Here is a 25,531-nt window from a genome sequence, read left to right as displayed (position 1 = left end):
GCATGAGAACCTTGATTGATGCGTCGCTAGCGCGGACGCGTACCATGGTCACACTGCTACTATTTCTCTTTGTAGCAGGCGTTTATACCTATCAAACGATTCCTAAAGAATCTGATCCCGACATCACCATACCTGTCATCTACGTGTCCGTGAGCCACGAAGGGATCTCGCCAGAAGATGCTGAGCGTTTGCTTGTTCGCCCAATAGAGCAAGAGTTACGCTCCATTGAAGGCATCAAAGAGATGACAGCGATTGCATCCGAAGGCCATGCGTCAGTGACGATGGAGTTTAACGTCGGTGTCGACCTCGATTTGGCAATGACCGATGTGCGTGAAGCGGTTGATTTGGTCAAACCTCGTTTGCCTGACGACAGCGATGAACCCACAGTGAACGAAGTCACGTTCGCCAACCAGCAACCCGTCTTATCTGTTGCTTTATATGGTGATGTGTCTGAACGTGCCACCGTTAAGATAGCGCGTGAGCTGCAAGAAACACTCGAAGGTTTTAAGCAAGTCCTTGAAGTGGATGTGGCAGGCGATCGTGATGATGTAGTAGAGATCATCGTCGAACCTTTGCTGCTAGAAAGCTACGGGCTTGATCAAGCCGATATCTTCGATTTGGTTACCAAAAGTAACCGTGTGGTAGCTGCAGGCTATGTTGACACGGGCTACGGTCGTTTTTCCGTGAAAGTGCCTTCGGTTTTCGAATCGGTGCAAGATGTATTGCAGCTTCCCATCAAAATTGATGGCTCTCAGGTAGTGACTGTCGCCGATGTGGCGACTGTGCGTCGTAGTTTTAAAGATCCAGAAAGCTTTGCTCGCCTCGATGGTAAGCCTGCTGTCGTGCTGGATGTCAAAAAGCGCGCAGGAGAGAACATCATTGAAACCGTGGAGTTGGTGAAAGCGGTGCTTGCTAAGGCGCAAACCTCCTCTCAGTGGCCCGCAGCATTGCAAGTAAAATACACATGGGACGGCTCTGAAGATGTCCGTTCAATGCTCACCGATCTGCAAAATAACATTCTTTCTGCCGTTTTGTTGGTGGTGATTGTCATCATTGCCATTCTCGGTGCGCGTACTGCTTTCTTGGTGGGTGTTTCTATCCCAGGTTCGTTTTTGACTGGGTTAGTTGTGCTTGCTCTGAGTGGCTTGACCATCAACATCGTTGTGCTTTTTGCATTGATTATGGCGGTGGGTTTGCTGGTGGATGGTGCGATTGTTGTCACTGAATATGCAGATCGCCGAATGCGTGAAGGCATTAGCCGAAAACAAGCGTATCGTGAAGCGGCTCATCGCATGGCATGGCCGATTATCGCATCCACAGCCACAACCTTAGCGGCGTTTGCACCCCTATTATTCTGGCCGGGCATCACTGGCGAGTTTATGAAGTTTATGCCATTAACCTTGATTGCGACCTTGTCCGCGTCGTTGGTGATGGCACTGCTGTTTGTTCCTGTTCTTGGCAGTTTGATGGGTAAACCGTTGCCACTGACAACGGAACAGAAAAACAGAATGCAGGCGCTTGAAAATGGTGACTTCTCTAAAGCGAAAGGGCTAACTCGCGCCTATATCTCGACGCTATCGGTTGCCATTAAGCATCCAATCAAAATTTTGTGTGCCGCATTTATCGTCGCGTTTGCGGTTGGCTTTGCCTACAACAAGTCAGGGCTCGGGACTGAGTTCTTCCCTGATGTCGACCCGGCATTTTTTAACATCAAAGTGCGGTCACACGGTGATTTGTCTATTTATGAGCAAGATGCGTTGATGAAAGAAGTCGAGCAGCGCGTTTTGGGTATGGATGAAATTGACAGTGTTTACACCCGTACCGGTGGGCAAGACGAAATCGGCGTTATTCAGATGAAGCCAGTTGAGTGGCAAAACCGCCGTAAGGTGAAAGAGATCATCGAAGAGCTGCGCGAGAAAACAGACGATCTGTCTGGCTTGGAGCTTGAGTTCAAAAAGCCCGACGCAGGGCCGCCGAGTGAACACGATCTTTCTATTGAGGTAACGGCAAGCAATAGTGCTGACATCGAATCTGCGGCAAAGCAGGTACGAGACCTACTTGCACAAAACACCGCGTTTACTAACTTTAGCGATACCCTGACGAAGCCCGGCATTGATTGGTCAATAGATATCAATCGCACGGATGCAGCACGCTTTGGCGCAGACGCCACAGTGGTTGGGAATACGGTTCAGTTTGTCACCAATGGTTTGAAAATTGGTGACTATCTACCTGACGATTCTACCGAAGAAGTGGATATCTTGGTGCGCTACCCAGAAGACAAACGGGATATTGGCCGCTTCGATGAGCTAAGAGTGAAAACGCCATATGGCTTAGTCCCTATCACTAACTTTGCGAAAATCACGCCGGAGCAAAAACAAGGCAATATTGATCGGGTGGATGGCAAGCGCGTGATCAAAGTAATGGCTGACATGGCTGAAGGTTATAACCTCAGTTTAGAGCTGCCTGGTTTGACGGAACAACTTGATGCTATGGCATTACCCGATGGCGTCAGCGTTTCGCTGCGTGGCCAAAACGAGGAGCAAGATGAAAGCCAAGCATTTTTGATGATGGCGTTTCTCGCGGCGCTAGGCGCAATGGCAATTATTCTTATCACGCAGTTCAACAGCTTCTACCAAGCATTTTTGATTTTAAGTGCGGTGCTGTTTTCAACCGTGGGTGTTTTCCTTGGGTTGCTTATTTTCCAGCGACCGTTCGGTATTATTATGTCAGGCGTAGGGGTGATCACCTTGGCGGGTATTGTGGTGAACAACAATATCGTCTTGATTGATACCTATAATGTCCTCCGTCGACGCGGATTGGCGAAAGTGGATGCCATCTTACAAACGGGAGCGCAACGTCTTCGTCCTGTCATGCTCACCACGGTGACGACCATTCTTGGTTTGATGCCAATGGTGTTAGAAATGAACGTGGATTTGGTGAATCAGGGTGTCGAGTTTGGCGCACCGAGTACTCAGTGGTGGTCTCAACTGGCGACGGCAGTTGCGGGTGGTTTGGCGTTTTCAACCGTGCTGACCCTGGTGTTAACACCGTGCTTATTGATGTTAGCGCGTGAACCCAAGGTGAAAAAAGTAGCGTTGGATTTTGAAACTCAGCTGTCTGATGAGCAACAAAAGGAGGAAACACCTCCACTCCCAAAGCCACAATCTAGCGTTGAGCCTCAATATTGAGGTTAGCTGTCTAGCTACTTAGCAACCAACAAAGAAAAAGCAGCGCCATGGCGCTGCTTTTTTTATGTCTCACAGACTGTGGTGGTGAATCATTAAGAGGCGTTATTGCGCTCTAGGGTACCTATTGATGCAAGCAGTTGGCTGAACTTATTGAGTTGAGCTAATCGTTGCTGTGCCAGAGAAATAAACTCAGTTTTCGCTTTGCCTGAGAGTGATTTCGCTTGTGGCAGTTTCACAGTACGTGGGTTCTTGTGAACGCCATGTACCAAAAATTCATAGTGCAAATGCGGGCCTGTTACGCGCCCTGTTCCGCCCAGCGTACCAATAGTTTGTCCCTGCTTCACACGCTGACCCGTTTTGACCTTACGTTTGGTGAGGTGCAAATACTTGGTGATGTAGGTGGAGCTGTGTTTGATGAAGACATAGTGACCGTTGAATTGGTTATATGCCGACTTCATGACGATACCGTCACCAGCTGCCCATATTGGCGTACCAACAGGTGCAACATAGTCAGTACCTCTGTGGGATTTCACTTTGCCAGTGACAGGGTGCAGACGACGCGGGTTAAAGTTAGAGCTGACGTAACGGAAGTTAACCGGTGAACGTAAGAACGCTTTTTTCATGGCGCGTCCTTTTTCGTCGTAGTATTTCCCCGTCTTCGAACGAATGGCGGTAAACGTTTCGCCGCGGTTGGTGAAAGTGGCGGCAAGGATATCGCCTCGACCAATCATCTCACCTTCAACAAGTTGCTCTTCATACAGCACCGAGAAGTGGTCGCCTTGGCGAATATCTAATGCGAAATCAATATCCCAGCCAAAAAGACCAGCAAGCTCCATGATTTGATTGGGGCTTAGCCCGCCACTTACGCCAGCATTCCAGAAACTAGACGTAATGGTTGCCGATGCATAGTTAACTTGTGTGTCGATTTGCTTGGATTCCACTTTGGAAACGAAGTCATTTCCAATGCGGTTAACGATTAGCGTTTCGTTGGCATTTTTAGGCTGAACCAGTTGGGTAAACAGGCCATTTTCATCAAAGCCTAGGCGAATTTCATCGCCCACTTTGAGTGAGGCGAGAGACTTAGTGCCCTTGTCGCTGTTTATCAGTCGGTAAAGCGTGGTTGGGCTAATACCCACACGGTCAAAAATACCAGCAAGGCTATCACCCGCCTGAACGCTAAATTTGTGCCACTCGAGCGGAACAAATGACTGGTTCGGTTGCGGTTCACCTTTAGGTGGCAATAAAGAAGAGGTTTCTAGAGGTATTGGGTAAAGTTTCCCCACCTCAAACTTGGCATCGGGATGTTGAGCCGGTGATTCTGAAGGAATCGCAACCAGTAGCACAATGAAGGCACTGAGAGCCATGATCAACAATTGATGAAACTTTGGTAACGCAGCAATTTTATTAACAGGCATTAAGAAACAATCATTAGAAAAAGGGATTTATTCGAATGCACCATGTTTATGCCAAATCCCTTTGTGAATACAGAATGGCCAGTGAATCCGTTTTAGCTTGCTTTCAGTTTAACTGGTTTCAAAAACCATCGCTATTCAAGTAGTATGTCGGCTTACGAAAAAATGCCGATTCTGTGGGAGCGATAAAATATGGCGAGCATTGAAGCCGCGCTAGCCGAAATTAAGCGTGGTGTTGAGGAATTGATTCCTGAAGCGGAACTGATTGCGAAACTAAAAGAAAACCGTCCTCTTCGTATCAAGTTGGGTGCGGATCCAACGGCGCCAGATATTCACCTTGGTCACACTGTGATCATGAATAAATTGCGTGCGTTTCAAGAGCTGGGCCATGAAGTTATCTTCCTGATCGGTGATTATACCGCGATGGTGGGTGATCCAAGTGGCAAGAACGCAACGCGTCCGCCGCTGACTCGTGAGCAAGTGCTTAGCAATGCTGAAACGTACAAAGAGCAGATCTTCAAAATTTTGGATCCTGCTAAAACCCGCATTGAGTTCAACTCAAGCTGGTTGAGTGAGCTAGGCACAGACGGCATGATCCGTTTGGCGGCAAGCTCTACCGTTGCGCGTATGCTTGAGCGTGATGATTTTAAAAAGCGTTACACCAACAACCAACCAATCGCTATCCATGAATTCATTTACCCGCTTCTGCAAGGTTATGACTCAGTTGCGCTTGAAGCGGATGTTGAACTGGGCGGTACGGATCAGAAATTCAACTTGTTGATGGGTCGTGAGCTACAAAAGCAAAACGGTCAGTCTCAACAAGTTGTGATCACCATGCCTTTGCTGGTGGGCCTGGACGGCGTGAAGAAGATGTCAAAGTCTGCTCACAACTACATTGGTATCAGCGATGTGCCTAACGAGATGTTCGGCAAAATCATGTCTATCTCTGATGATTTGATGTGGAACTACTTTGAATTGCTGTCATTCCGTCCATTGGAAGAAATTGCACAATTTAAAGCAGACATCGAAGGCGGTAAGAACCCACGTGATGTGAAGATCTTGCTGGCAAAAGAAATCATTGCGCGTTTCCACTCTGAAACTGATGCAGAAGCCGCTGAAGCTGAATTCATCAATCGTTTCCAAAAAGGTGCGATGCCAGAAGAAATGGCTGAATTCTCTTTTGAGCAAGGCGTCGCGATTGCGAACCTTCTGAAAGACGCTGACCTAGTTGGCTCTACCTCAGATGCGATGCGTATGATTCGCCAAGGTGCAGTGAAGATTGACGGCGAAAAAGTCGAAGATACGAAACTGGTTCCTGCGGCAGGTACTTCTGTTTACCAAGTGGGTAAACGTAAATTCGCACGTATCACGTTAGCGTAATTTACTGCTGAGCTTTAGCACTTAGCTTTTACTACTGAGCTATGTGACCCAAAATGAAAAGGCGCTGAAAAGCGCCTTTTTTGTGCCTAATGTCCCGTCATAAATCAGGTCAACAGACTCTAGCGAACCAGCTCTGCCACCCGCTCGCCAAGCCGCATCGCCGTTTTTATATCAATGTCATCCAGTTGGCCTTTTTCATCCACCAAGCCGATGGCACCGAGCGATGAATTGAGGCGATTGAATGTTCTTGATGATGTGCCTTCTGGGGCATCGATACCTACCCACAACATACTGTGCTGCGTGGCGAACATATAAAAGCTCTCAATTGTGCTTTGCACTTCACCGCACGGACTGCCGCCCACCGTAAATCCTGCTGCCAGCTTGTTGTGCCATAGCTGATTTGACCATGTCTCGCTACTTGCATCTACAAAGGCTTTAAACTGTGCTGCTGGGCCACCCATATAGGTTGGTGAGCCAAAAATAATGGCATCCATATTTTCGAGTTTTTCAAACAAGGCATCGTTTTTAAAGCGCCCCTCAGCGATCTCCGTGCCGGAAATTGCGTGAGTCAATACCTTAGCGCCTTGTTGTTTTGCGCCTTCAGCAATGGCCAGCGCCATGTTCTCTGTACTTCCTGTGTTGGAAAAATAGATGATAGCAATGTTCTTCATGATGAGGTCTCCAGTCGATATTTTATGGCGGATAGGGCTTCAGGGAGGCGCAGGTGATCATAAAGGCGTGCGCAGCTATAAGTGAGTTTGATGGTGTGGTCATTTTCAGTTTCTAATGCCTGTTCGAACCAATGTGACCAATCAAGAATATCTCTGGGAGCGTGCACCTGAACTGGGCGCTGAAAGGGTTCACGGTATGCAGCAGTGCATGATGCAGCGACATAAGCCTGCCAGAAATAGTGCAGGGCAAGATCGTGATTCTCAATGAAAGGAAAGAGAGAAACGAGCGCTTGAAAACCTGTAACGCCATGTAGCAAGGTAAAATCGTTGCTGGCCGAATACTGGGATAGCACGATGCGAGCGACTTCTTCTAGTGACAACGAACTCGGCTGACTCGCGATGGTTTGATACTTTTGCAGTGTGATCAGTTCCTCCACGTGATCGATGATGATCCCTTCGTGGTAAGTTTGATCATGAAATATCGAAAGGGCTTGGTTTAAATCCTCTTCTGCGCTGAGATTTTGTTGAAACGAAAGCTCGCCTAGCGGCGTGTGGCCTGAAGACCAGTAGGCAAGTGCGTGACTAGTTTCGTCAATATCTCCTAGCTCAACGGCATAGGCGAGGCGGATGACACCATGAAAAGCGCCAGCAGATATCCCTGGTAGCAACGAAGGTAGCACTTGTTTTAGGGTCTTTTCCGCCCCAATCTGACTTAACATCTCGCGGTAATATTCTACAAAATCAACGTTGTGCGTGCTTTGTCCTAGTGTTGGCGCGGATACCCCCAATGCGTTTCCGAGAGGAGCTAAGTGACCGGATGCCCGCTTATATTCTGCGTTCAACTGGTCACTGGATGCGCCCAGTCTTTGCATCGCCGACAGAGCCATCGGTAGATGGTTAGATAGGCGGGCACTGAAAGTAGGCCCGAAGCGATGACTTCTCTTTATCAGCTCAAAGCCTATTGATGTGAATGATTGGTACATGGCTGCATTCCTTTGCTCTTGTCGTTACAACACGTAGTCGTTTCGGCTTCCAAAATCATCGGTAAGGTATTCGATAAACTCCCATTGAATACCATCGGTGTCGTAGAAATACGCGCGCTTGCGGCTAGGGTGGCTTTCGTCAAAAGACACTTGCTTGAATCCAGCCGCTTTGAGGTTCTCGGCCACTCGCGTCGCATCCTCAACGACAAAACCAATGTGGTTAACACCTAATTGGGAATGTGATATTCGATCAACGGGCTTATCAATCAACTCTTCCTCAAGTGCGATATAAGACGTCTCTGATCCAATATGACACCAAGCGGAAAGCTCGTCTTTTCCTCCGCCACGCACGAAAAAATCAGGCATCGCTGTTTGTAAGAAGGCGATGGTGCGATTGAGATCAGTAACGGTGATATTGGCATGTTCAACATAACTACTCATGATGCTCTCCTGTTGTCTTACGTGTTTAAGTAAACTTATTTGTTTATATAATAGGCAATGAGCTAGATATGTAAAGTTTTTGCTTTATTTAATTGCGAGTGACATAAAAAAACGCACGTCGAGTAACGTGCGTTTTTTGAGTCTTTCTTAGTGTGTTGAGGAGGACTATCTCTATTTGCTGATGGCAAACGTTGGTAGAGACAGGTGCCAACGAATGGCAGCAAGGCGGATCAATAATGTGGTTATCATGCCTGATATTGACGCTAACTCAACATCGGCATTGGCTGCCAATGCGAGGGTATGAATTGCGCCGCCAGCAATACATGCCGTGGCGTACACTTCGGTTCGCAATACCATCGGCACTTCTCTTGCCAATACGTCGCGGATAATACCGCCGCCACATCCAGTGATCACACCCATGATCACTGCAACTAAAGGTGAAGCACCGTAACTTAGTGCCTTATCCACGCCAATCGCGACAAAAACTGCGAGACCAATGGCGTCAGCAACGGGTAAAAAATACCAAGGAAGACGACGTGGATGGCGGATCAGTAACAAAGACAGCATACAGATGATGAGGATGACCCAAAGGTATTCAGGACTGTTGACCCAAAACACGGGGGTTGCGCCTAATGCCATGTCTCGAATCGTGCCACCACCAATGGCGGTTACCATGGCGAGTACTACCACGCCAAAGGGATCCATCCGAAGCTTACCTGCCAACAAAACGCCAGAAATCGCAAATACTGCGGTTCCAAATATGTCCAATATATATAAAAGCATGGTACGCAGTTCCATTCCCAAAGAAAGGCACATCGCGATGCGCGGTAGGCCTAATATCTGTGGCATTACGCCAACAAAAACGTGCGCGATTGTACGTGAAATACGTTATCGAGCAATCCGATGTTTATAGGGGCTGGCGACCATGTTTGAATTAGTGATCGAGATCGCTTCTTACTTTATCAAAGGCACTGCATATATGTTTTACCGCCTTCAACGCGCGTGGTGTCGGTCGACTTAACCAATCCCCACTTATCGCAAAAATATCGTTGTTCTTCACTGCCGGAATGAACTCAGCCCACTTAGCCCATTCCTTGGACGGTGCCGCTTTTACTGATGGATAAAAGATAGCTTGCGGTGTTCTTACAATCACTTGTTCCATGCTGATTTGTGGATAGGGCGCGACACTGTTGGCGAAAATATTTTCACCTCCACACAATGAAAATAGCGGTTGAGGCCAATGTTCGCCGTTGTTTGTCATTAACGGTGAGTCACTTAGCTGATAGAAATAAGGAATTTTACGCTTGCCCTTCTGCGCCGCTTCAATGTTAGCCAATTCATGACGAACGATGTCGGCACGCGCTTTGGCTTTGGCCGGATCGGCTGACCATTGGCCGAGTTTTTCGATGTTATCAGCAGCGTCATAGAGCGAGTGTGGGTTGGAATAAAATATCTCAATACCTAAGCGCTCAAGCTTAGCCAGTTCGCGATCAGGGTTGCCGCCTTTCCAAGCAAGCACGAGATCTGGCTTTAGTGTGACAACCCGTTCGATATTAATCCCTCTGAAATTCGCCACTTGTTCGAGTGCTAACGCTTCTGGCGGGTAGTCACTGTGTGCGCTGACGGCAATAAGGTTGCCGCCGAGGCCGGCTTCAAAGGCGAGCTCTGTGGTATGAGGTGAAAGACTAATAACGCGAAGAGGCTCCGCCAGCACCATATTGGGTAGGCAAAGAATAATAAGCAGGTGTAGATACTTCATAGAAATCCGTGTGCAAACCACATTAAGAAGCTTTGGATCAGGATCCAAAGTAAGGCTTTTTGCCGCAATTGTTGATTCAGGAGGGCGAGGTGCAAGGGTGATGGCGCAATTTCACCGCCAATACGTGGACGGGAGACTTTTTCATCGTCATAGATGGCTGGGCCACCCAAAGCGAGTTGAAATTTTGCACCTGACGCTGCGAGTATCCAACCTGCACCGTTAAAAGACCACTCTCGGCCTTGTTCCTTGATGGCGCTAAGAGCGGGTTCGAAGCGGTGTCCGGTTGCAATAAGAAGCGCAAACAATCGCGATGGTAGGGCGTCAACAGCGCTCAACACGGCCGATACGGGTAGACCAAACTCGACGAACTCTTCACGCCTTGTCGGCCAGCAACGTGACAGTTGAACAATGAGTGTGTAGAGGAAGGCGGCAATGCCACCACCAATGGCGTACCAGAAAAGAATGCCGATCAGGCCGCGAGCATAACCTATCAATAGGGTTTCACACCCTGCTTTGGCGATGCCGACGGGTGATAGTGAAGAAGTGTCGCGGTTGAGTGTTCGTGCCAAAAGCGTTCGTGCTGCGGGCTTGTCTTCGCGCACTAAGAAAGCTTCTAGCGCCAGCATGCTTTGCGTCAGGGGTTTCCAGCTCAATGAGAACCAAAGTAAGAGGAGGTCAAATAACCAAGGAACCCAAACAATTTGGCTCAGTGCGATAAGTAACACGGCCAACGTCAGCCACATTACGCTCAGTGCGAGACCGCCCGCTAGGCGTTGCTGGGAAGGTGCATCTTCCGCATGATTGACTTTGTCTGCGATGGCGTGAGCAACTTGACGCCATAAGGAAAGCGGATTGAGTTCGGCTGGGACGGGGAAGAACCAATGCAATAGCAAAGCTCCCCACATCGCGAGCAAGGTGGAATGGCCCAGCAAAGCGTCTAGTGGTGTGAGGAGCTCGTTCATTATGCTTTCAGCAGTTCGACCATTTTTTCAACCATGGCGCTTGAGCTTTTTGCTGCCAGTGGCAGGAACTCGTCAAACGTCATCGGTGATTCTTTGTCGGCAACATCAGAGATGGCGCGAACAACAACGAAAGGTACGTTGAACTGGTGGCATGCTTGCGCAATCGCAGCGGCTTCCATTTCTACCGCAATCACGTTCGGGAAGTGTTCACGAATGTAGTTTTGGCGCTCGGCGGTGCAAACAAAGGCATCACCGGTACAGATCAAACCGCGAACCGCATGAGGAGCAGGGTCCATAGCTGCGAGCGCTTGCTCTGCAACGTCCATCAGTTTTTCGTTTGATGTAAAGGTGGCTGGCTGGCCTGCCATTTGACCCATAGTGTAACCAAATGCCGTTACGTCAGCATCGTGGTATGCCACGTCAGTCGACACGACAACATCGCCAAGGTTTAGTGAAGGGTCAAAACCGCCCGCAGAACCTGTATTGATCACTTCAGTAACTTTAAAGCGATCAAGCAAAATTGACGTGCTTAGTGCAGCAGCAACTTTGCCAATGCCTGATTGCAGAAGAACAACGTCAACGCCATTCATGTCACCTGTGTAGAATTTGCTGCCTGCAATTTCTTGTAGTTGGCAGTTATTGATCTTGTTCTTAAGCAGGGCAACTTCCTGCTCCATCGCACCGATAATACCGATTTTCATGTTTGTTCTCATACGATTTTCGTTAATGAAAATAAGTGTATCATGGCGGAAAATTCGCGCGAAAAAAAAGTGCCCTTGCAGGCACTTAATTTCGTGATGTTTGAAGCAAGCAAAGTGGTTTACACGTCGAGGTAATCCAATATGCCATCTGCCGCTTTTCGGCCTTCATCAATCGCGGTGACCACCAAATCTGAACCGCGAACGGCATCACCGCCCGCGAAGATTTTCTCGTTGGTGGTTTGATACGCGAACGCGCCTTTTTCTGGTGCTTGAATGCGTCCCCATTGGTCTAAATCAACGTCGAATGGTTCGAGCCAAGACATTTGATGCGGTTGGAAGCCAAAGGCCATGATAACCGCATCGGCGGGTAACACATGCTCACTGCCTTCAACAGGCTCAGGACGGCGACGACCTGCGTCATCAGGTTCGCCCAGTTGGGTTTTCACCACATTGACGCCAGTGACGTTGCCGCTGCTATCCACTTCAAGACCAAGAGGTTGAAGGTTGAACATGAAGTTCACGCCTTCTTCTTTGGCATTCTTCACCTCACGGCGAGAGCCGGGCATGTTGGCTTCGTCACGACGGTAGGCACACACCACGTTTTTCGCGCCGTGGCGAATTGAGGTGCGAACACAGTCCATTGCGGTATCACCGCCGCCGAGCACAACAACTTGCTTGCCAGCCATGTCGATAAACTCAGGGGCATCGCCTTCCAGTTCCATCACACGGTAAGTGTTGGCAATCAAAAACGGCAGGGCATCGTAAACACCCGGCGCATCTTCGTTTTCAAGGCCTGCTCGCATTGACTTATACGTGCCAACACCAAGGAACACCGAATCATATTCTTTCAGCAGGGTTTCCATGGTGATGTCGGAACCGACCTCTGTGTTGAGCTGGAATTCCACGCCCATCTCAGTAAAGACGCGCTGACGATTGCGCATGATGTCTTTTTCCAATTTGAACGAGGGAATACCAAAGGTCAGCAAGCCACCAATCTCTGGGTAGCGGTCGAACACGACAGGCTTCACGCCATTGCGAACGAGCACGTCTGCACAGGCAAGACCCGCTGGGCCCGCACCAATGATGGCGACTTTCTTATCTGTCCATTCCACGCCAGACATATCTGGCTTCCAGCCCATTTCGAAGGCTTTGTCGGTGATGTACTTCTCGACATTACCGATGGTCACGGCACCGAAATCGTCATTCAGCGTACATGAACCTTCGCACAAGCGGTCTTGAGGACACACGCGACCACACACTTCAGGCAAGCTGTTGGTCTGGTGAGAAAGCTCCACTGCTTCAATGATACGGCCTTCATTCGCCAGCTTAAGCCACTGAGGAATGTAGTTGTGAACGGGACATTTCCATTCACAGTAAGGGTTACCACAGTCCAAACAGCGATCAGACTGCGCAGATGCTTGTGTACCCGTGAAGGGTTCGTAAATTTCAACGAACTCTGTTTTACGTGTCTTGATCGGCTTCTTACGTGGGTCGATACGTTGCACGTCGATAAATTGGTAAACGTTCTGGCTCATAAGGTCCTCCGTTACTGCGCCTGAACACGCAGCTCTGCTGCGCTTCGGCTTTGGTGACCAAGCAGAGAGCGAACGTCTGCGGCTTTAGGTTTCACCAGATAGAATTTACTGATCCATTGTTCAAAGTCGGCGAGGATTTCCTGCGCACGGCTGGAACCGGTGAGTTCCAGATGTTGATCAATGAGACCACGGAGGTGTTCTTGATGAATCGTTAAGTCATCGAGTGACAGCGCTTCCACCAGTTCAGGGTTTACACGGCCTGCAAAATCACCTGTTTCATCCAGCACGTAGGCAAAACCGCCCGTCATGCCTGCACCGAAGTTGACGCCGCAATGACCGAGGATGGCAACGATGCCACCTGTCATGTATTCGCAGGCATTGTCACCAGCGCCTTCCACCAGGGCTAAAGAGCCGGAGTTACGCACCGCAAAACGTTCACCCGCCGTGCCAGCAGCAAACAATTTACCGCCCGTTGCGCCATACAAACAGGTGTTACCGATGATGGTAGATTCGTGTGAACGGAACGCGGAACCCACTGGCGGCTTGATGATGATCCTGCCGCCTGCCATGCCTTTACCGACATAGTCATTGGCATCGCCCGTGAGCGTGATGTGCACGCCACCCGCATTCCAAACGCCGAGGGATTGTCCCGCAGTGCCCTGCAACTGGATATTGAGCGGTGTGCCCGCCATACCTTGGTTGCCGTAACGTTTCGCGATGGCACCGGACAAGGTCGCGCCGATGGAGCGGTCGGTGTTTTTCACGTTGAGGTACGTACTCGCGGGCTGACGTTTTTCGATGGAATCGGCAAACGTGCCCATGAGTGTTTGGTTCAGCAAGGCTTTATCAAACGGTGGGTTTGGTTCTGTCCAATAAACGGATTTACCCGCCGCCGGTGTTGGTGATTCAAGGATGCTGCTCAAATCGAGTTTAAGCTGCTTGGCCGTGAAACCGTCAACCGCTTCCAGTAGGTCAGTTCGACCAATCAAATCGGTGAGTTTCTCAACGCCAAGCTCTGCCATCAGCTCACGCACTTCTTCGGCAAGGCCTTTAAAGAAGTTCATCACTTGCTCTGGCAAGCCTTTGAAGTAGTCGCGACGTAGCGTGTCATCTTGCGTTGCAACACCGGTCGCGCAGTTGTTCAAGTGACAAATACGCAGGTATTTACAACCCAGAGCGACCATTGGCGCAGTGCCAAAGCCGAAGCTTTCAGCACCCAAAATGGTGGCCTTGATGATGTCTAAGCCTGTTTTCAACCCACCATCCACTTGGAGGCGAATTTTGTGGCGAAGGCCGTTCGCGACGAGTGCTTGTTGTGTTTCTGCAAGACCAAGTTCCCACGGGCTACCGGCGTATTTCACCGAGGTGAGTGGGCTTGCGCCTGTGCCGCCGTCGTAACCGGAAATGGTGATGAGATCGGCATAGGCTTTCGCCACACCCACCGCGATCGTGCCCACGCCAGGTTCAGATACCAGCTTCACCGACACCAGCGCATCAGGGTTCACTTGCTTGAGATCGAAAATTAGCTGTGCCAAATCTTCAATCGAGTAAATGTCGTGGTGCGGCGGTGGTGAAATCAGTGTGACGCCTTGTACAGAGTGACGAAGACGCGCAATTTCTGCGGTGACTTTGTGGCCTGGAAGTTGTCCACCTTCCCCCGGCTTAGCTCCTTGCGCCACTTTGATTTGCAGCACGTCGGCATTAGTTAGGTAATGAGGCGTCACGCCAAATCGGCCTGAAGCAATCTGCTTGATGCGCGAGTTACGCTCGGAGTTAAAGCGGCGTGGATCTTCGCCACCTTCGCCTGAGTTGGAATTGCCGCCAAGGCGGTTCATCGCAATCGCGAGAGCTTCATGCGCTTCTGGGCTCAAGGCACCAATAGACATGGCCGCGGAGTCGAAACGCTTAAACAGTTCGCTTGACGGTTCAACGTGCTCAAGAACCGATGGTTTTTCAGCGGGCTTGAGGCGCATCAAATCGCGAATTGATGAAACTGGGCGGCTGTTAACCGTTTTTGCGTAAGTCTTGTAATCAACACTTTCGCCGGATTTCACTGCAGATTGCAGCGAGTTCACGACATCTGGGTTATACGCGTGGTATTCGCCATTGTGGACGTACTTTAGCAAGCCACCGTGTTCGAGTGGTTTACGCTTGAGCCAAGCGCGACGCGACAGGTTGACGAGATCTTGCTGGAAGTCATCAAAATCCGCGCCTTGAATACGGCTTGCTACACCTTTAAAGCAAAGGTTAACCACGTTGTCATTGAGTCCGACAGCTTCAAACAACTGAGAACAGCGGTAAGAGGCAATGGTCGAAATACCCATCTTAGACATGATTTTAAACAGGCCTTTATGGATACCATTTCGGAAGTTAAGCGCCGCTTCCGACATGGTTTTGACAATCACTTTGTTGTCGACCATCTTACCGATGGACTCATACGCGAGGTATGGGTAAACCGCTGTTGCACCAAAGCCAAGTAAAACGGCGAATTGATGTGGATCGCGTGCAGACGCGGTTTCGATAACAATGTTGGCATCACAACGCAGATTGGCGTTTACCAAACGTTGTTGAACGGCACCGACCGCCATGGCTGCCGGGATCGGGAGTTTGTCTTTTGCGATGCCGCGGTCTGACAAGACCACCAATACTGTGCCGCCACGAACGACGCGCTCTGCTTGGTCGCAAACATCAATAATGGCTTGTTCGAGATCTTTCTCTTCAGGGTTGAAGTTGATGTCGATGATGCTGTTTTGATAATACTCATCGTCCAACTCAAGCAACTGCACCATGTCTGAATAGAGCAGAACGGGGCTTTTGAACGAGACGCGGTGTGCGTGGCCATCGGTTTCTGAGAAGACATTTTTCTCACGACCAATCGACGTTGCCAGTGACATAACGTGGTTTTCACGTAAGGGATCGATCGGTGGGTTAGTCACCTGCGCGAACTTTTGTCGGAAGTAATCCGCGACGTTTCGTGCTTTGGAAGAGAGTACCGCCATTGGCGTGTCATCACCCATCGAGCCCGTTGCTTCTTGGCCGATATCGCCAAGAACACGCAGAACCTGATCGAGCTCTTCGCCGGAGACGCCATAGAGTTTTTGGTAAGTCTGAAGCTCATCATCGCTCATGTTGCGTTGGGCAGTGCGAGCGCTTGGATCCATGTCTTCAAAAGGCGTGAGGCGTCGAACGTTTTTGTCGAGCCATGCTTTATACGGGTGACGACCTTTCAGATCGTTATCGATGTCGGCGGAGTGCCACACTTCACCGTCAAAGGTATCAATAACCAGCAACTCACCGGGGCCAACACGGCCTTTTTCGGCCACTTCGTCCGGTGCGTAATCCCAGATGCCCACTTCGGAAGCGAGGGTGATCAGTTTGTCTTTGGTGACAACATATCGTGCGGGGCGCAGGCCATTTCGGTCGAGGTTACATGCGGCGTATCGACCGTCTGACATTACGATGCCAGCGGGGCCATCCCAAGGCTCCATGTGCATGGAGTTAAAGTCGTAAAATGCGCGTAAGTCTTCGTCCATGTCTGGGTGATTCTGCCACGCGGGTGGCACAAGCATGCGCATTGCACGGAACAAATCCATGCCGCCAGCCAAGAAGACTTCCAGCATGTTATCAAGGCTAGAACTGTCGGAACCTGTTTCATTCACAAACGGCGCGGCTTGCTCTAGGTCAGGCAAAAGCGGTGACTTGAATTTGTAAGCACGTGCGCGCGCCCATTGGCGGTTACCTTCAATGGTGTTGATTTCACCATTGTGCGCCAAATAGCGAAATGGCTGAGCCAATGGCCAACGGGGAGTGGTGTTGGTTGAAAAGCGCTGGTGGAACAAACAGATCGAAGACTCAAGACGAAGATCGGCAAGATCAAGGTAGAACCTTGGCAGATCGGCCGGCATGCACAAGCCTTTGTAGACAATGGTACGTGTCGACAGGCTAGTGATGTAGAAATCTGAGTCTTCTTGAAGGGCTTTTTCTGCGCGGCGACGGGCGATATACAGACGGCGCTCGAGGTCACGGGCGCGCCAACCAGCTGGGCCGTTGATGAAGACTTGCTCAATAGTAGGGACTGAGCTCAGGGCAATTTCACCCAGTACGTCTGAGTTGGTTGGCACTTCGCGCCAGCCGACAATAGACAGGGTTTCGGCTTCAATTTCACGCTCAAAGATCGCTTTGGCTTTTTTGGCTTTCTCGGGATCTTGGCTGAGGAAAATCATGCCGACGCCGTAGAGTTTACTGAGTGTCCAGTTGTTCTCTTCGGCAATCATGCGGAAAAAGTTATCGGGCTTTTGAAGTAATAAGCCGCAACCATCACCCGTTTTCCCATCGGCGTTAATTGCGCCGCGGTGGGTCATTCGGTCTAGTGCGGAAATAGCGGTTCGGACAAGTTTGTGGCTCGCCTCGCCCTCGGTATGGGCAATGAGGCCAAAGCCGCAGTTGTCTTTCTCCAGCATTGGATCATACAGCGACATTGCAATTCTCCCTTGCGACTGCTCCAGGCAGTGACTGCAGTTCTATGCCTTCCTGGCATTTAGGTTGAGTCATCGTGCTCAACGGTATTTATTTTGGGCAGAACAACTTATCGGTTAATGATGACTAGGTCAAATTTCGTCACATCACATTAACCTCGTTTTTAAACAGATATATATGTCGAATTGTAGGGGGTGATGTAGCATTTTGTGGTGGTTTTTTTAACTCTGTCGCAGAGATTCACTTATTCGCACGCTGAGATTCGTCCAAGCATGTTGCTGGCTTTTTGCGATGTGTACGGGAAGTCGGGGAGGAAGTGACGCAGTTTCAGGGCGTCAAAAAGAAAAAAGCCAGCCGCGGGGGCTGGCAAAACTGGAAGATAACACTTACTTATAGTTATGCGGAGAGCATCAAAGAGTCTGCTTTAGCCTCAAGATGCGTATCACCCATTAGATAAGTATCAATTGCACGGGCACATTCGCGGCCTTCGTTGATACAACGTACAACCAGAGACTGGCCAGTACGCATATCACCTGCAGCAAATACGCCTTTTTGACTTGTTTGATAATTGGTTGCCGCCACGTTACCGCGGTCATCCAAGGCAACATCTAGCTGTGCTAGCACACCTTGAGGTTCTGGATGAAGGAAGCCCATCGCCAAGAATGCGTTATCACATGGGATAACACGCTCGGTGCCTGCCACTTCTTCAAAACCGGGGCGTTCGCCTGGCGCTGCATCTTTCCAAACAATATCCGCGATACGCAGTGCTTTAACATTGCCTGCATCATCACCGATGAATTCTTTGGTCAGGATATTCCAATGACGGTCACAGCCTTCTTCGTGAGACGTTGAAGTGCGCATGATCATTGGGTATTGCGGCCAAGGCATGTTGGCTGGGCGTTTCTCCGGTGGGATCGGCATGATTTCCACTTGAGTAATGCTTTTCGCGCCATGACGGTTGGAGGTACCTACACAGTCAGAACCTGTGTCACCGCCACCAATCACAACAACATGCTTGTCTTTGACGTGGATTTCTTCGGTTTTCAAATCCATGCCGTTTGCACGGCGGTTGTTTTGACCGAGGAATTCCATCGCAAAATGCACGCCTTTCAGATCGCGACCTGGAATTGGCAAATCGCGTGGCACAGTCGAGCCACCCGTGAGCAACACCACATCGAAGTCTTGACGGATTTGCTGAGCGTTAACGTTGATGCCTACGTGCGCATTCACTTCAAATTGCACACCAGCTTCGGCCATTAGGTTGATCTTACGATCGATAATGTCCATGCCCAGTTTGAAATCAGGAATACCGAAACGCAGCAAACCACCGACTTTCTCATCACGTTCAAAGACGGTGACGGAATGGCCTGCACTGTTAAGTTGCTCAGCAGCAGACAGGCCCGCAGGGCCTGAACCGATGATCGCGACTTTCTTACCGGTGCGAGATGTTGGGATTTTTGGTTTGGCATAGCCTTCACGGTACGCCGTCTCAACGATGGTTTTCTCGATATTACAAATCGTGATTGGGTCTTGGTTAATACCAAGAACGCACGATGTTTCACACGGTGCAGGGCACACACGACCTGTGAATTCAGGGAAGTTGTTGGTAGAACTCAAGATGTTCCACGCCTCTTCCCAGCTGTCGCGATATACCGCGTCATTGAATTCAGGAATGATGTTACCGATTGGGCAACCGTTATGACAAAACGGTACGCCGCAATCCATACAACGTGACGATTGCTCGTTAATCTTTTCACCAAACTCTTCGTTCAGGACAAATTCCTTGTTGTCTTGAATACGAACCGCAGGGTCTTTTTTGCCCGGGAGTTCACGGCCAAATTCTAAAAATCCAGTTGGCTTACCCATTTACAGCCTCCACTTCTTCCTTGTTTGCGGCTTCTGCTTTGCGTTGTTCCAGCACAGCTTTGTAATCACGCGGCATCACTTTCACGATGCGCTTGAGGTTCTCATCAACGTTTGACAAGAAGGTCTTCGCTACGGCACTGCCCGTCAATGCTTGGTGTTTACCAATCATCTCTTTCAGCAGTTCAATGTCTTCCGCATCCAATGGATCCAAGTCAACCAACTCTGGGTTCAGCTTAGATTCAAAGTTTTCGAACTGGTCCCAGATATAAGCAACACCGCCGCTCATACCTGCTGCAAAGTTACGGCCTGTTTGACCAAGAACAATGGCAACACCACCGGTCATGTACTCACAGCCGTGATCGCCAATACCTTCAACAACCACTTTCGCGCCGGAGTTACGAACACAGAAACGCTCGCCTGCAACACCGCGAATGAATGACTCACCAGAGGTTGCGCCGTAGAAACAGACGTTACCAACAACGATGTTGTCTTCTGCAATGATGTCGCTCTTCGCATCTGGATACAGCACCAAGGTACCGCCAGATAAACCTTTACCCCAGTAGTCGTTCGCGTCGCCTTCGACTTCGAACTTCACACCTTTCGCAAGGAATGCACCGAAGCTTTGACCTGCAGAGCCTTTGAATTTCACATTCATTTGCTCTGGTAAGCCTTGGTCTTTGTAGATTTTCGAAATCTCATTCGACAACATAGTACCCGCACTGCGGTCTGTGTTGACGATAGCGAACTCGGCATCCACCTTGCGGCCTTCATAAAGCGCACTCGACGCTGCTTCAATCAAGCGACGATCCAAGATGGTTTCAAGACCGTGGTTTTGCTCGCGCTGGCAGTACATGCCGTCGCCTTCGCGTGGCTCTTCTTTGTGAAGAACAACGTTGAGGTCAAGGTTCTTATACTTCCAGTGACCCACATCGCTACGTACTTTTAGGTGCTGAGACTGACCGACCATTTCGTTAATAGAACGGTAGCCAAGCTCTGCCATCACTTCACGCAGGCCTTCAGCCATGTAAGTGAAGAAGGTCACGATGTCTTCTACGCGGCCGTCAAAACGCTCACGCAGGGTTTTATCTTGTGTTGCGATACCGACAGGACAGGTGTTGAGGTGACACTTACGCATCATGATACAACCTTCAACAACCAGTGCTGCTGTTGCCACGCCCCATTCTTCTGCGCCCAGTAGTGTTGCTACTGCTAGGTCACGAGGGGTTTTCATCTGACCATCTGATTGAACGACGATACGGTTACGCAGGCCGTTTTTCAGCAGAGTTTGGTGAGTTTCCGCCAAACCTAGTTCCCATGGCAGACCCGCATGCTTGATTGACGACAGTGGTGATGCACCGGTACCGCCATCAAAACCTGCAATCAGTACCACGTCAGCTTTGGCTTTTGCTACGCCTGACGCGATGGTGCCAACACCTGCTTCTGATACCAGTTTGACGTTGACTCGCGCTTCACGGTTTGCGTTTTTCAGGTCATAAATCAGCTGCGCCAAATCCTCGATAGAGTAGATGTCGTGGTGTGGCGGTGGTGAAATTAGGCCGACCCCTGGGGTGGAGTGACGTGTGCGACCAATCCAGTCATCAACTTTGTGACCTGGAAGTTGACCACCTTCACCTGGCTTCGCGCCTTGCGCCATTTTGATTTGGATCTCAGCGGCATTGGTGAGGTAGTAAGACGTTACACCGAAACGACCTGATGCAACCTGTTTGATTGCTGAGCGTTCCCAATCACCGTTGTCTTTCTTCTCAAAACGGGCTGGGTCTTCGCCACCTTCACCTGAGTTTGATTTCGCGCCGATGCGGTTCATTGCGACTGCAAGGGTCGAGTGTGCTTCATGAGAGATAGAACCAAAGCTCATTGCACCGGTAGCGAAACGCTTCAGGATGCTTTCAATTGGCTCAACCTCTTCAAGAGGAATGCTACCTGCTGGATTCTTCACAAAATCAAACTGGCTACGAAGCGTCGCAGCATCATCACCTTGGCTGTCTACAGCGTGGCAATACTCTTTGAACTGCTTAACGTCTTTGTTACGCGTTGAGTTTTGCAGCAAGTGGATGGTTTCAGGGTTGAACAGGTGCTTCTCACCACGTTGTTTCCACTGATAAACACCACCGACATCCAGCATTTGAACTGGGATTTCACGCGTCGGGTAACCCAAACGGTGACGGATCAGCACTTCTTTCGCGATGTCATCAATGCTTAGGCCTTGAATACGCGAAACAGTACCGGTGAAGTATTTGTCGACAACCGCTTTGCTGATACCCAATGCTTCAAAGATTTGCGCACCGTGGTAAGACTGAAGGGTTGAAATGCCCATTTTCGAGAAGATTTTCAGCAAGCCAGCGTTGATAGACTTACGGTAGTTCTCGAACAACACATCCACATCCGCTTCTGGATCAAGCTTCTTGGTGCGCTGTAAATCGACCAAAGTTTCGTAGACCAGGTACGGGTTAACAGCATTCGCACCGTAGCCAACGAGCGTGGCGAAGTGATGGGTTTCACGAGCGTCGCCCGTTTCGATAACGATGTCCGCTTTTGCACGAAGGCCTTTGCGGATCAGGTGGTGGTGAACCGCACCTACTGCAAGCATCGCTGGGATAGCTGCATGGTTAGAGTTCACGGCACGGTCAGTCAGAAGGATGATGGAGTAACCATCGTTAACCGCATCTTCTGCATACTGACAAATACGTTTTAGTGCGCGCTCTAGCTTGCCGTTTTCGCCGCTTGCACGGAATACGATATCTAGCGTTTTCGCTTGGAGGTGATCGTTATCAATGGCACGCAGCTTTTCTAGCTCCGCATTGCTCAGAACTGGGGTTTCCAATTCCACTTTGCGGCAATGCTCAGGTGTTTCAATCAGCAGGTTCTGGTCTTGACCTAAGTAGGTTTTCAAAGACATGACCATACGCTCACGGATCGGGTCGATCGGTGGGTTGGTGACCTGTGCGAACAGCTGCTTAAAGTAGTTAGATAAGTGCTGAGACTGGTGAGAAAGAATAGCCAATGGCCAATCCGCACCCATAGCACCCAGTGGCTCTTTACCATCTTTGGCCATAGGAAGAAGAATTTCATTCACTTCTTCTGTGGTTACGCCAAACGCTTGTTGATGATGCAACAGACGCTCAGGAGATGGCTGGTGGTTCTTAGTGCCGGCTTCTGGAAGTTTGTCGAGTTGCAACAAGTTCTTCTCAACCCACTCTTGGTATGGCTGTGCAGAGGCGATTTCGTTTTTCACTTCTTCATCAGAAATGATGCGGCCTTGTTCTAGGTCGGCAACGAAAATACGGCCCGGCTGCAAACGGCCACGGAAGTGAACGTTTTCAGGCGCGATATCTACAACACCAGACTCGGATGCCATGATGAGGTAGTCGTCTTTTGTCACGGTATAGCGGCTTGGGCGAAGACCGTTACGGTCAAGCGTCGCGCCGACTTTTACGCCATCAGTGAAACATAGAGAGGCTGGGCCATCCCATGGTTCCATGATGTTGGCGTGGAATTGGTAGAAAGCACGGAGTTTCGGATCCATGTCTTTCTTCTCTTGCCAAGCTTCCGGCACCATCATCATTAGGACGTGCGGCATGCTACGACCAGATAGCGTTAGCAGTTCTAGCGCCATGTCGAAGTTAGCAGAGTCAGATGCGCCTTCTTGACAGATAGGCAGCAGCATTTTGAGTTCTTGATCGCTGAACAGTTTAGATTCCAGCAATGCTTCGCGTGCCTTCATCCAGTTCAGGTTACCGCGAACGGTATTGATTTCGCCGTTGTGCGCGATATTACGGAAAGGCTGAGCCAAGCGCCAACGAGGGAAGGTGTTGGTAGAGAAGCGTGAGTGAACCAACGCCAATGCCGTGACCATCGAAGGGTTTTGCAAGTCTAAAAAGTACTGAGGTACTTGCTCAGTCGTTAGCTGACCTTTGTAAACCAGTGTCTTGGCGGAGAAAGAGTTGATGTAGAAATCGTCGCCAATGTTCGAGATGCTTTCTAAGCAAACTCGGACTGTATAGTTACGAAGAACAAACAGTTTGCGCTCAAGTTCATCAATAGAAAGGTGGTCGCCGCCCGTAACAAAGGCGTGTTCGAACTGAGGTTCAGTGCTTAGTGGGTCGGCACCAATCATTGAGTTGTCGGTTGGCAATACGCGGTAACCGATCACTTCTAACTCAAGACGTGCAGCGTTGCGCTCGAAGATGTCACGGCATTGCTGGCGTTTGTTCTCGTCTTTCGGGAACAACATAACACCAACACCGTATTTGTCAGTAGAAGGCAATTGGAAGCCTTGCTTACGGGTTTCTTCGAGTAAGAATTCGTGAGGTTTTTGTAAAAGAATACCTGCACCGTCACCACTACATGGGTCACAGCCTTGGCCACCGCGGTGTTCCATGCGGGCCAGCATATCAAGTGCCTGAGTGACAATCGCGTGAGACTTTCTGTTTTTTAAGTGGGCTACGAACCCAATACCACAGGCGTCGTGTTCCATTTCGGGCACATAAAGCCCCTCTGTGCGTAGCACTGAATCAGTCATTTTTTACGTCCTTCCAGTTGACACAAATGCAGCGGGCGCATTTGTCTTCCCTTGCTGTACCTGTTGCGGGTACAAGCTGAGCGGGTTCCAATATTGAATAGACAAATTTTGTCTATTCGAGGTACCCAAGCCCGGTGATTACTTCGAAAGTAGTCACCTTCTCCGTTCTGCAATCCTATGCAGTAGTGCTGCGTTTCATTTGATTAGCCAAATAAGTCACTGGTTGAGTGCCAAATTTAGCGAATTTTATTGCTCACAATTTAGACGCAGCTGTAGCTATCCTACATATTTCGAAATTTAATTACCATCAAAAATTGCCAATCAATTGCCTTGCAATCGTTTCCGTACGACTGGTTTGTCGGTATTTATGAATAAAAAATCATCATAAGCTGCATTGTGTGAATATTGATATTTTTGGTGAAGAAGTATGCCTACATGGAAGAATTTGAAATGTAATTAACTTTCACCTGATGTGATGAAAATTTGAACCTACATTGATTTGGTCGAGGTTTTCAGGGAGGCATCGGTGATAGGATCCCGCGCTTTTTTATTCTCCCCCTCAATCTAACAATATAGGCAGACGACAATGGAGCTTCATCACTTGGTGAATACCTTTGGTCAGGACTTACAACGCAGGTATGGCGAAAAAGTTCATAAGCTAACGCTGCATGGCGGATTTAGCTGTCCTAACCGTGATGGAACGATCGGTCGTGGAGGATGTACGTTTTGTAATGTCGCCTCATTTGCGGATGAAACCGCGCAGCAGTTATCGGTATCAGACCAGCTTTCTCGTCGTGCTATTGAGGTAAACAGAGCCAAGCGCTACTTGGCCTATTTTCAGGCTTATACCAGCACCTATGCGGAAGTAGAGAAGCTTAAGGCGATGTATGAAGAAGCTTTGAAACATGCGGACATTGTTGGGCTATGTGTTGGCACCCGACCTGATTGTGTGCCAGATGCGGTGTTGGATCTTTTGGCTAGCTATAAAGATCAGGGCTTTGAAATTTGGTTGGAGTTGGGGCTGCAAACGGCCAATGACCGAACGCTTCAGCGTATTAATCGGGGCCACGACTTTGCCTGCTATGACAAGGTGACTCGACGTGCACGTGCATTAGGTTTGAATGTTTGTACGCATTTGATCGTGGGTTTGCCAGGTGATACGAAAGATGATCATATTGGCACCATCGAGCGCGTCGTCGATACGGGCGCGGATGGCATCAAATTGCATCCTTTACATATTGTTGAAGGAAGTATCATGGCCAAATCGTGGCGAGCTGGGCGTTTGCAGGCGATTACACTTCAAGACTATGCCGACAGCGCCTCTGAAATGATTTTGAGAACGCCGTCAGATATCGTTTATCACCGTGTCTCCGCAAGTGCGAGAAGGCCTACGTTGTTGGCCCCTGAATGGTGCGAAAATCGCTGGTTAGCCATGACCGACATCGCGCGTTTGTTGACAGTGAAAGGTGCGCAAGGAAGTTTGATTGGCAATCCGTTTAATGTCGCACAATAGTGTGACAAGTGTTTAATTGTCAGAAAAATAAGTAAGCCCTGTTCGTGTTCTTTCATATCAGTGTGGCAAGATAAAGCGTGATGTTTATTCAAAAATATAATGCT

15 protein-coding genes are annotated in these 25,531 nt (G+C 49.4%); 3 read left to right on the top strand and 12 right to left on the bottom strand.

Going from position 1 to position 25,531, the window contains the following annotated elements:
- Positions 1 to 2 precede the first annotated feature (2 nt).
- Complete coding sequence (locus tag Q365_RS0113835; protein ID WP_028023902.1) at positions 3 to 3,188, top strand: efflux RND transporter permease subunit; 3,186 nt, start codon at positions 3 to 5, stop codon at positions 3,186 to 3,188.
- Positions 3,189 to 3,280: 92 nt separating this feature from the next.
- Here Q365_RS0113835 and Q365_RS0113830 read toward each other — a convergent pair whose 3' ends face one another.
- Positions 3,281 to 4,603, bottom strand: a complete 1,323-nt coding sequence (locus tag Q365_RS0113830; protein WP_028023901.1) for a peptidoglycan DD-metalloendopeptidase family protein — start codon at positions 4,601 to 4,603, stop codon at positions 3,281 to 3,283.
- A 189-nt stretch (positions 4,604 to 4,792) separates the two neighbouring features.
- Between Q365_RS0113830 and tyrS the strand changes: the two genes are divergently transcribed.
- Positions 4,793 to 5,980 (top strand): tyrosine--tRNA ligase, encoded by a 1,188-nt coding sequence (gene tyrS / locus Q365_RS0113825; RefSeq protein WP_028023900.1) that lies wholly within the window; start codon positions 4,793 to 4,795, stop codon positions 5,978 to 5,980.
- Between the two features lie 119 nt (positions 5,981 to 6,099).
- On the opposite strand, the gene Q365_RS0113820 is transcribed toward tyrS, so the two are convergent.
- From Q365_RS0113820 to gltB (Q365_RS0113770), 11 genes are all read right to left on the bottom strand, one after another.
- Complete coding sequence (locus tag Q365_RS0113820) at positions 6,100 to 6,651, bottom strand: flavodoxin family protein (protein WP_028023899.1); 552 nt, start codon at positions 6,649 to 6,651, stop codon at positions 6,100 to 6,102.
- On the bottom strand, positions 6,648 to 7,634 hold the full coding sequence (locus Q365_RS0113815) for a questin oxidase family protein (RefSeq protein ID WP_028023898.1): 987 nt from the start codon (positions 7,632 to 7,634) through the stop codon (positions 6,648 to 6,650). The genes Q365_RS0113820 and Q365_RS0113815 overlap by 4 nt, the downstream gene beginning before the upstream one ends.
- A 24-nt stretch (positions 7,635 to 7,658) precedes the next feature.
- Positions 7,659 to 8,075: a VOC family protein gene (locus tag Q365_RS0113810; protein WP_028023897.1), complete on the bottom strand. Its 417-nt coding sequence runs from the start codon at positions 8,073 to 8,075 to the stop codon at positions 7,659 to 7,661.
- 171 nt (positions 8,076 to 8,246) lie between these two features.
- Positions 8,247 to 8,858, bottom strand: coding sequence for a TRIC cation channel family protein (locus Q365_RS0113805; protein WP_035025025.1), 612 nt, complete (start codon positions 8,856 to 8,858; stop codon positions 8,247 to 8,249).
- Positions 8,859 to 9,009: 151 nt separating this feature from the next.
- Positions 9,010 to 9,834 carry a vitamin B12 ABC transporter substrate-binding protein BtuF gene (gene btuF, locus Q365_RS0113800; RefSeq protein ID WP_028023895.1) on the bottom strand — a complete coding sequence of 275 codons (825 nt, stop codon included), beginning with the start codon at positions 9,832 to 9,834 and terminating at the stop codon, positions 9,010 to 9,012.
- Positions 9,831 to 10,796, bottom strand: a complete 966-nt coding sequence (locus Q365_RS0113795; RefSeq protein WP_028023894.1) for a cobalamin biosynthesis family protein — start codon at positions 10,794 to 10,796, stop codon at positions 9,831 to 9,833. Before Q365_RS0113795 ends, btuF begins: the two co-directional genes overlap by 4 nt.
- Entirely contained in the window at positions 10,796 to 11,497 is a 702-nt protein-coding gene (gene mtnN / locus Q365_RS0113790; RefSeq protein WP_028023893.1) for a 5'-methylthioadenosine/S-adenosylhomocysteine nucleosidase, read from the bottom strand. The genes Q365_RS0113795 and mtnN overlap by 1 nt, the downstream gene beginning before the upstream one ends.
- Positions 11,498 to 11,616: 119 nt before the next feature.
- Positions 11,617 to 13,032, bottom strand: a complete 1,416-nt coding sequence (locus Q365_RS0113785; RefSeq protein WP_028023892.1) for an FAD-dependent oxidoreductase — start codon at positions 13,030 to 13,032, stop codon at positions 11,617 to 11,619.
- Positions 13,033 to 13,043: 11 nt separating this feature from the next.
- Entirely contained in the window at positions 13,044 to 17,510 is a 4,467-nt protein-coding gene (gene gltB, locus Q365_RS0113780; protein ID WP_028023891.1) for a glutamate synthase large subunit, read from the bottom strand.
- 394 nt (positions 17,511 to 17,904) lie between these two features.
- A complete protein-coding gene (locus tag Q365_RS0113775) occupies positions 17,905 to 19,374 on the bottom strand; it encodes a glutamate synthase subunit beta (RefSeq protein WP_028023890.1) in 1,470 nt (489 codons plus the stop codon).
- A complete protein-coding gene (gene gltB / locus Q365_RS0113770; RefSeq protein WP_028023889.1) occupies positions 19,367 to 23,914 on the bottom strand; it encodes a glutamate synthase large subunit in 4,548 nt (1,515 codons plus the stop codon). The genes Q365_RS0113775 and gltB (Q365_RS0113770) overlap by 8 nt, the downstream gene beginning before the upstream one ends.
- 586 nt (positions 23,915 to 24,500) lie before the next feature.
- Between gltB (Q365_RS0113770) and Q365_RS0113765 the strand changes: the two genes are divergently transcribed.
- A complete protein-coding gene (locus Q365_RS0113765; RefSeq protein WP_028023888.1) occupies positions 24,501 to 25,427 on the top strand; it encodes a TIGR01212 family radical SAM protein in 927 nt (308 codons plus the stop codon).
- Positions 25,428 to 25,531: the final 104 nt, after the last annotated feature.

This window comes from Enterovibrio calviensis DSM 14347 (genome assembly GCF_000621165.1).
GTDB classification, from domain to species: domain Bacteria; phylum Pseudomonadota; class Gammaproteobacteria; order Enterobacterales; family Vibrionaceae; genus Enterovibrio; species Enterovibrio calviensis.
The sequence above is the reverse complement of the archived record's forward strand: the minus strand, read 5'-3'. Positions and strand labels throughout refer to the sequence as shown.

What these genes read in the sequence shown, in the direction of transcription:
- Q365_RS0113835 (WP_028023902.1), top strand. Translation starts at nt 3, where the DNA reads ATGAGAACCTTGATTGATGCGTCGCTAGCGCGGACGCGTACCATGGTC.
- btuF (WP_028023895.1), bottom strand. Translation starts at nt 9,834, where the DNA reads ATGAAGTATCTACACCTGCTTATTATTCTTTGCCTACCCAATATGGTG.
- gltB (WP_028023891.1), bottom strand. Translation starts at nt 17,510, where the DNA reads ATGTCGCTGTATGATCCAATGCTGGAGAAAGACAACTGCGGCTTTGGC.
- Q365_RS0113785 (WP_028023892.1), bottom strand. Translation starts at nt 13,032, where the DNA reads ATGAGCCAGAACGTTTACCAATTTATCGACGTGCAACGTATCGACCCA.
- mtnN (WP_028023893.1), bottom strand. Translation starts at nt 11,497, where the DNA reads ATGAAAATCGGTATTATCGGTGCGATGGAGCAGGAAGTTGCCCTGCTT.
- Q365_RS0113765 (WP_028023888.1), top strand. Translation starts at nt 24,501, where the DNA reads ATGGAGCTTCATCACTTGGTGAATACCTTTGGTCAGGACTTACAACGC.
- Q365_RS0113805 (WP_035025025.1), bottom strand. Translation starts at nt 8,858, where the DNA reads ATGCTTTTATATATATTGGACATATTTGGAACCGCAGTATTTGCGATT.
- Q365_RS0113795 (WP_028023894.1), bottom strand. Translation starts at nt 10,796, where the DNA reads ATGAACGAGCTCCTCACACCACTAGACGCTTTGCTGGGCCATTCCACC.
- Q365_RS0113820 (WP_028023899.1), bottom strand. Translation starts at nt 6,651, where the DNA reads ATGAAGAACATTGCTATCATCTATTTTTCCAACACAGGAAGTACAGAG.
- Q365_RS0113830 (WP_028023901.1), bottom strand. Translation starts at nt 4,603, where the DNA reads ATGCCTGTTAATAAAATTGCTGCGTTACCAAAGTTTCATCAATTGTTG.
- Q365_RS0113815 (WP_028023898.1), bottom strand. Translation starts at nt 7,634, where the DNA reads ATGTACCAATCATTCACATCAATAGGCTTTGAGCTGATAAAGAGAAGT.
- Q365_RS0113775 (WP_028023890.1), bottom strand. Translation starts at nt 19,374, where the DNA reads ATGGGTAAGCCAACTGGATTTTTAGAATTTGGCCGTGAACTCCCGGGC.
- tyrS (WP_028023900.1), top strand. Translation starts at nt 4,793, where the DNA reads ATGGCGAGCATTGAAGCCGCGCTAGCCGAAATTAAGCGTGGTGTTGAG.
- gltB (WP_028023889.1), bottom strand. Translation starts at nt 23,914, where the DNA reads ATGACTGATTCAGTGCTACGCACAGAGGGGCTTTATGTGCCCGAAATG.
- Q365_RS0113810 (WP_028023897.1), bottom strand. Translation starts at nt 8,075, where the DNA reads ATGAGTAGTTATGTTGAACATGCCAATATCACCGTTACTGATCTCAAT.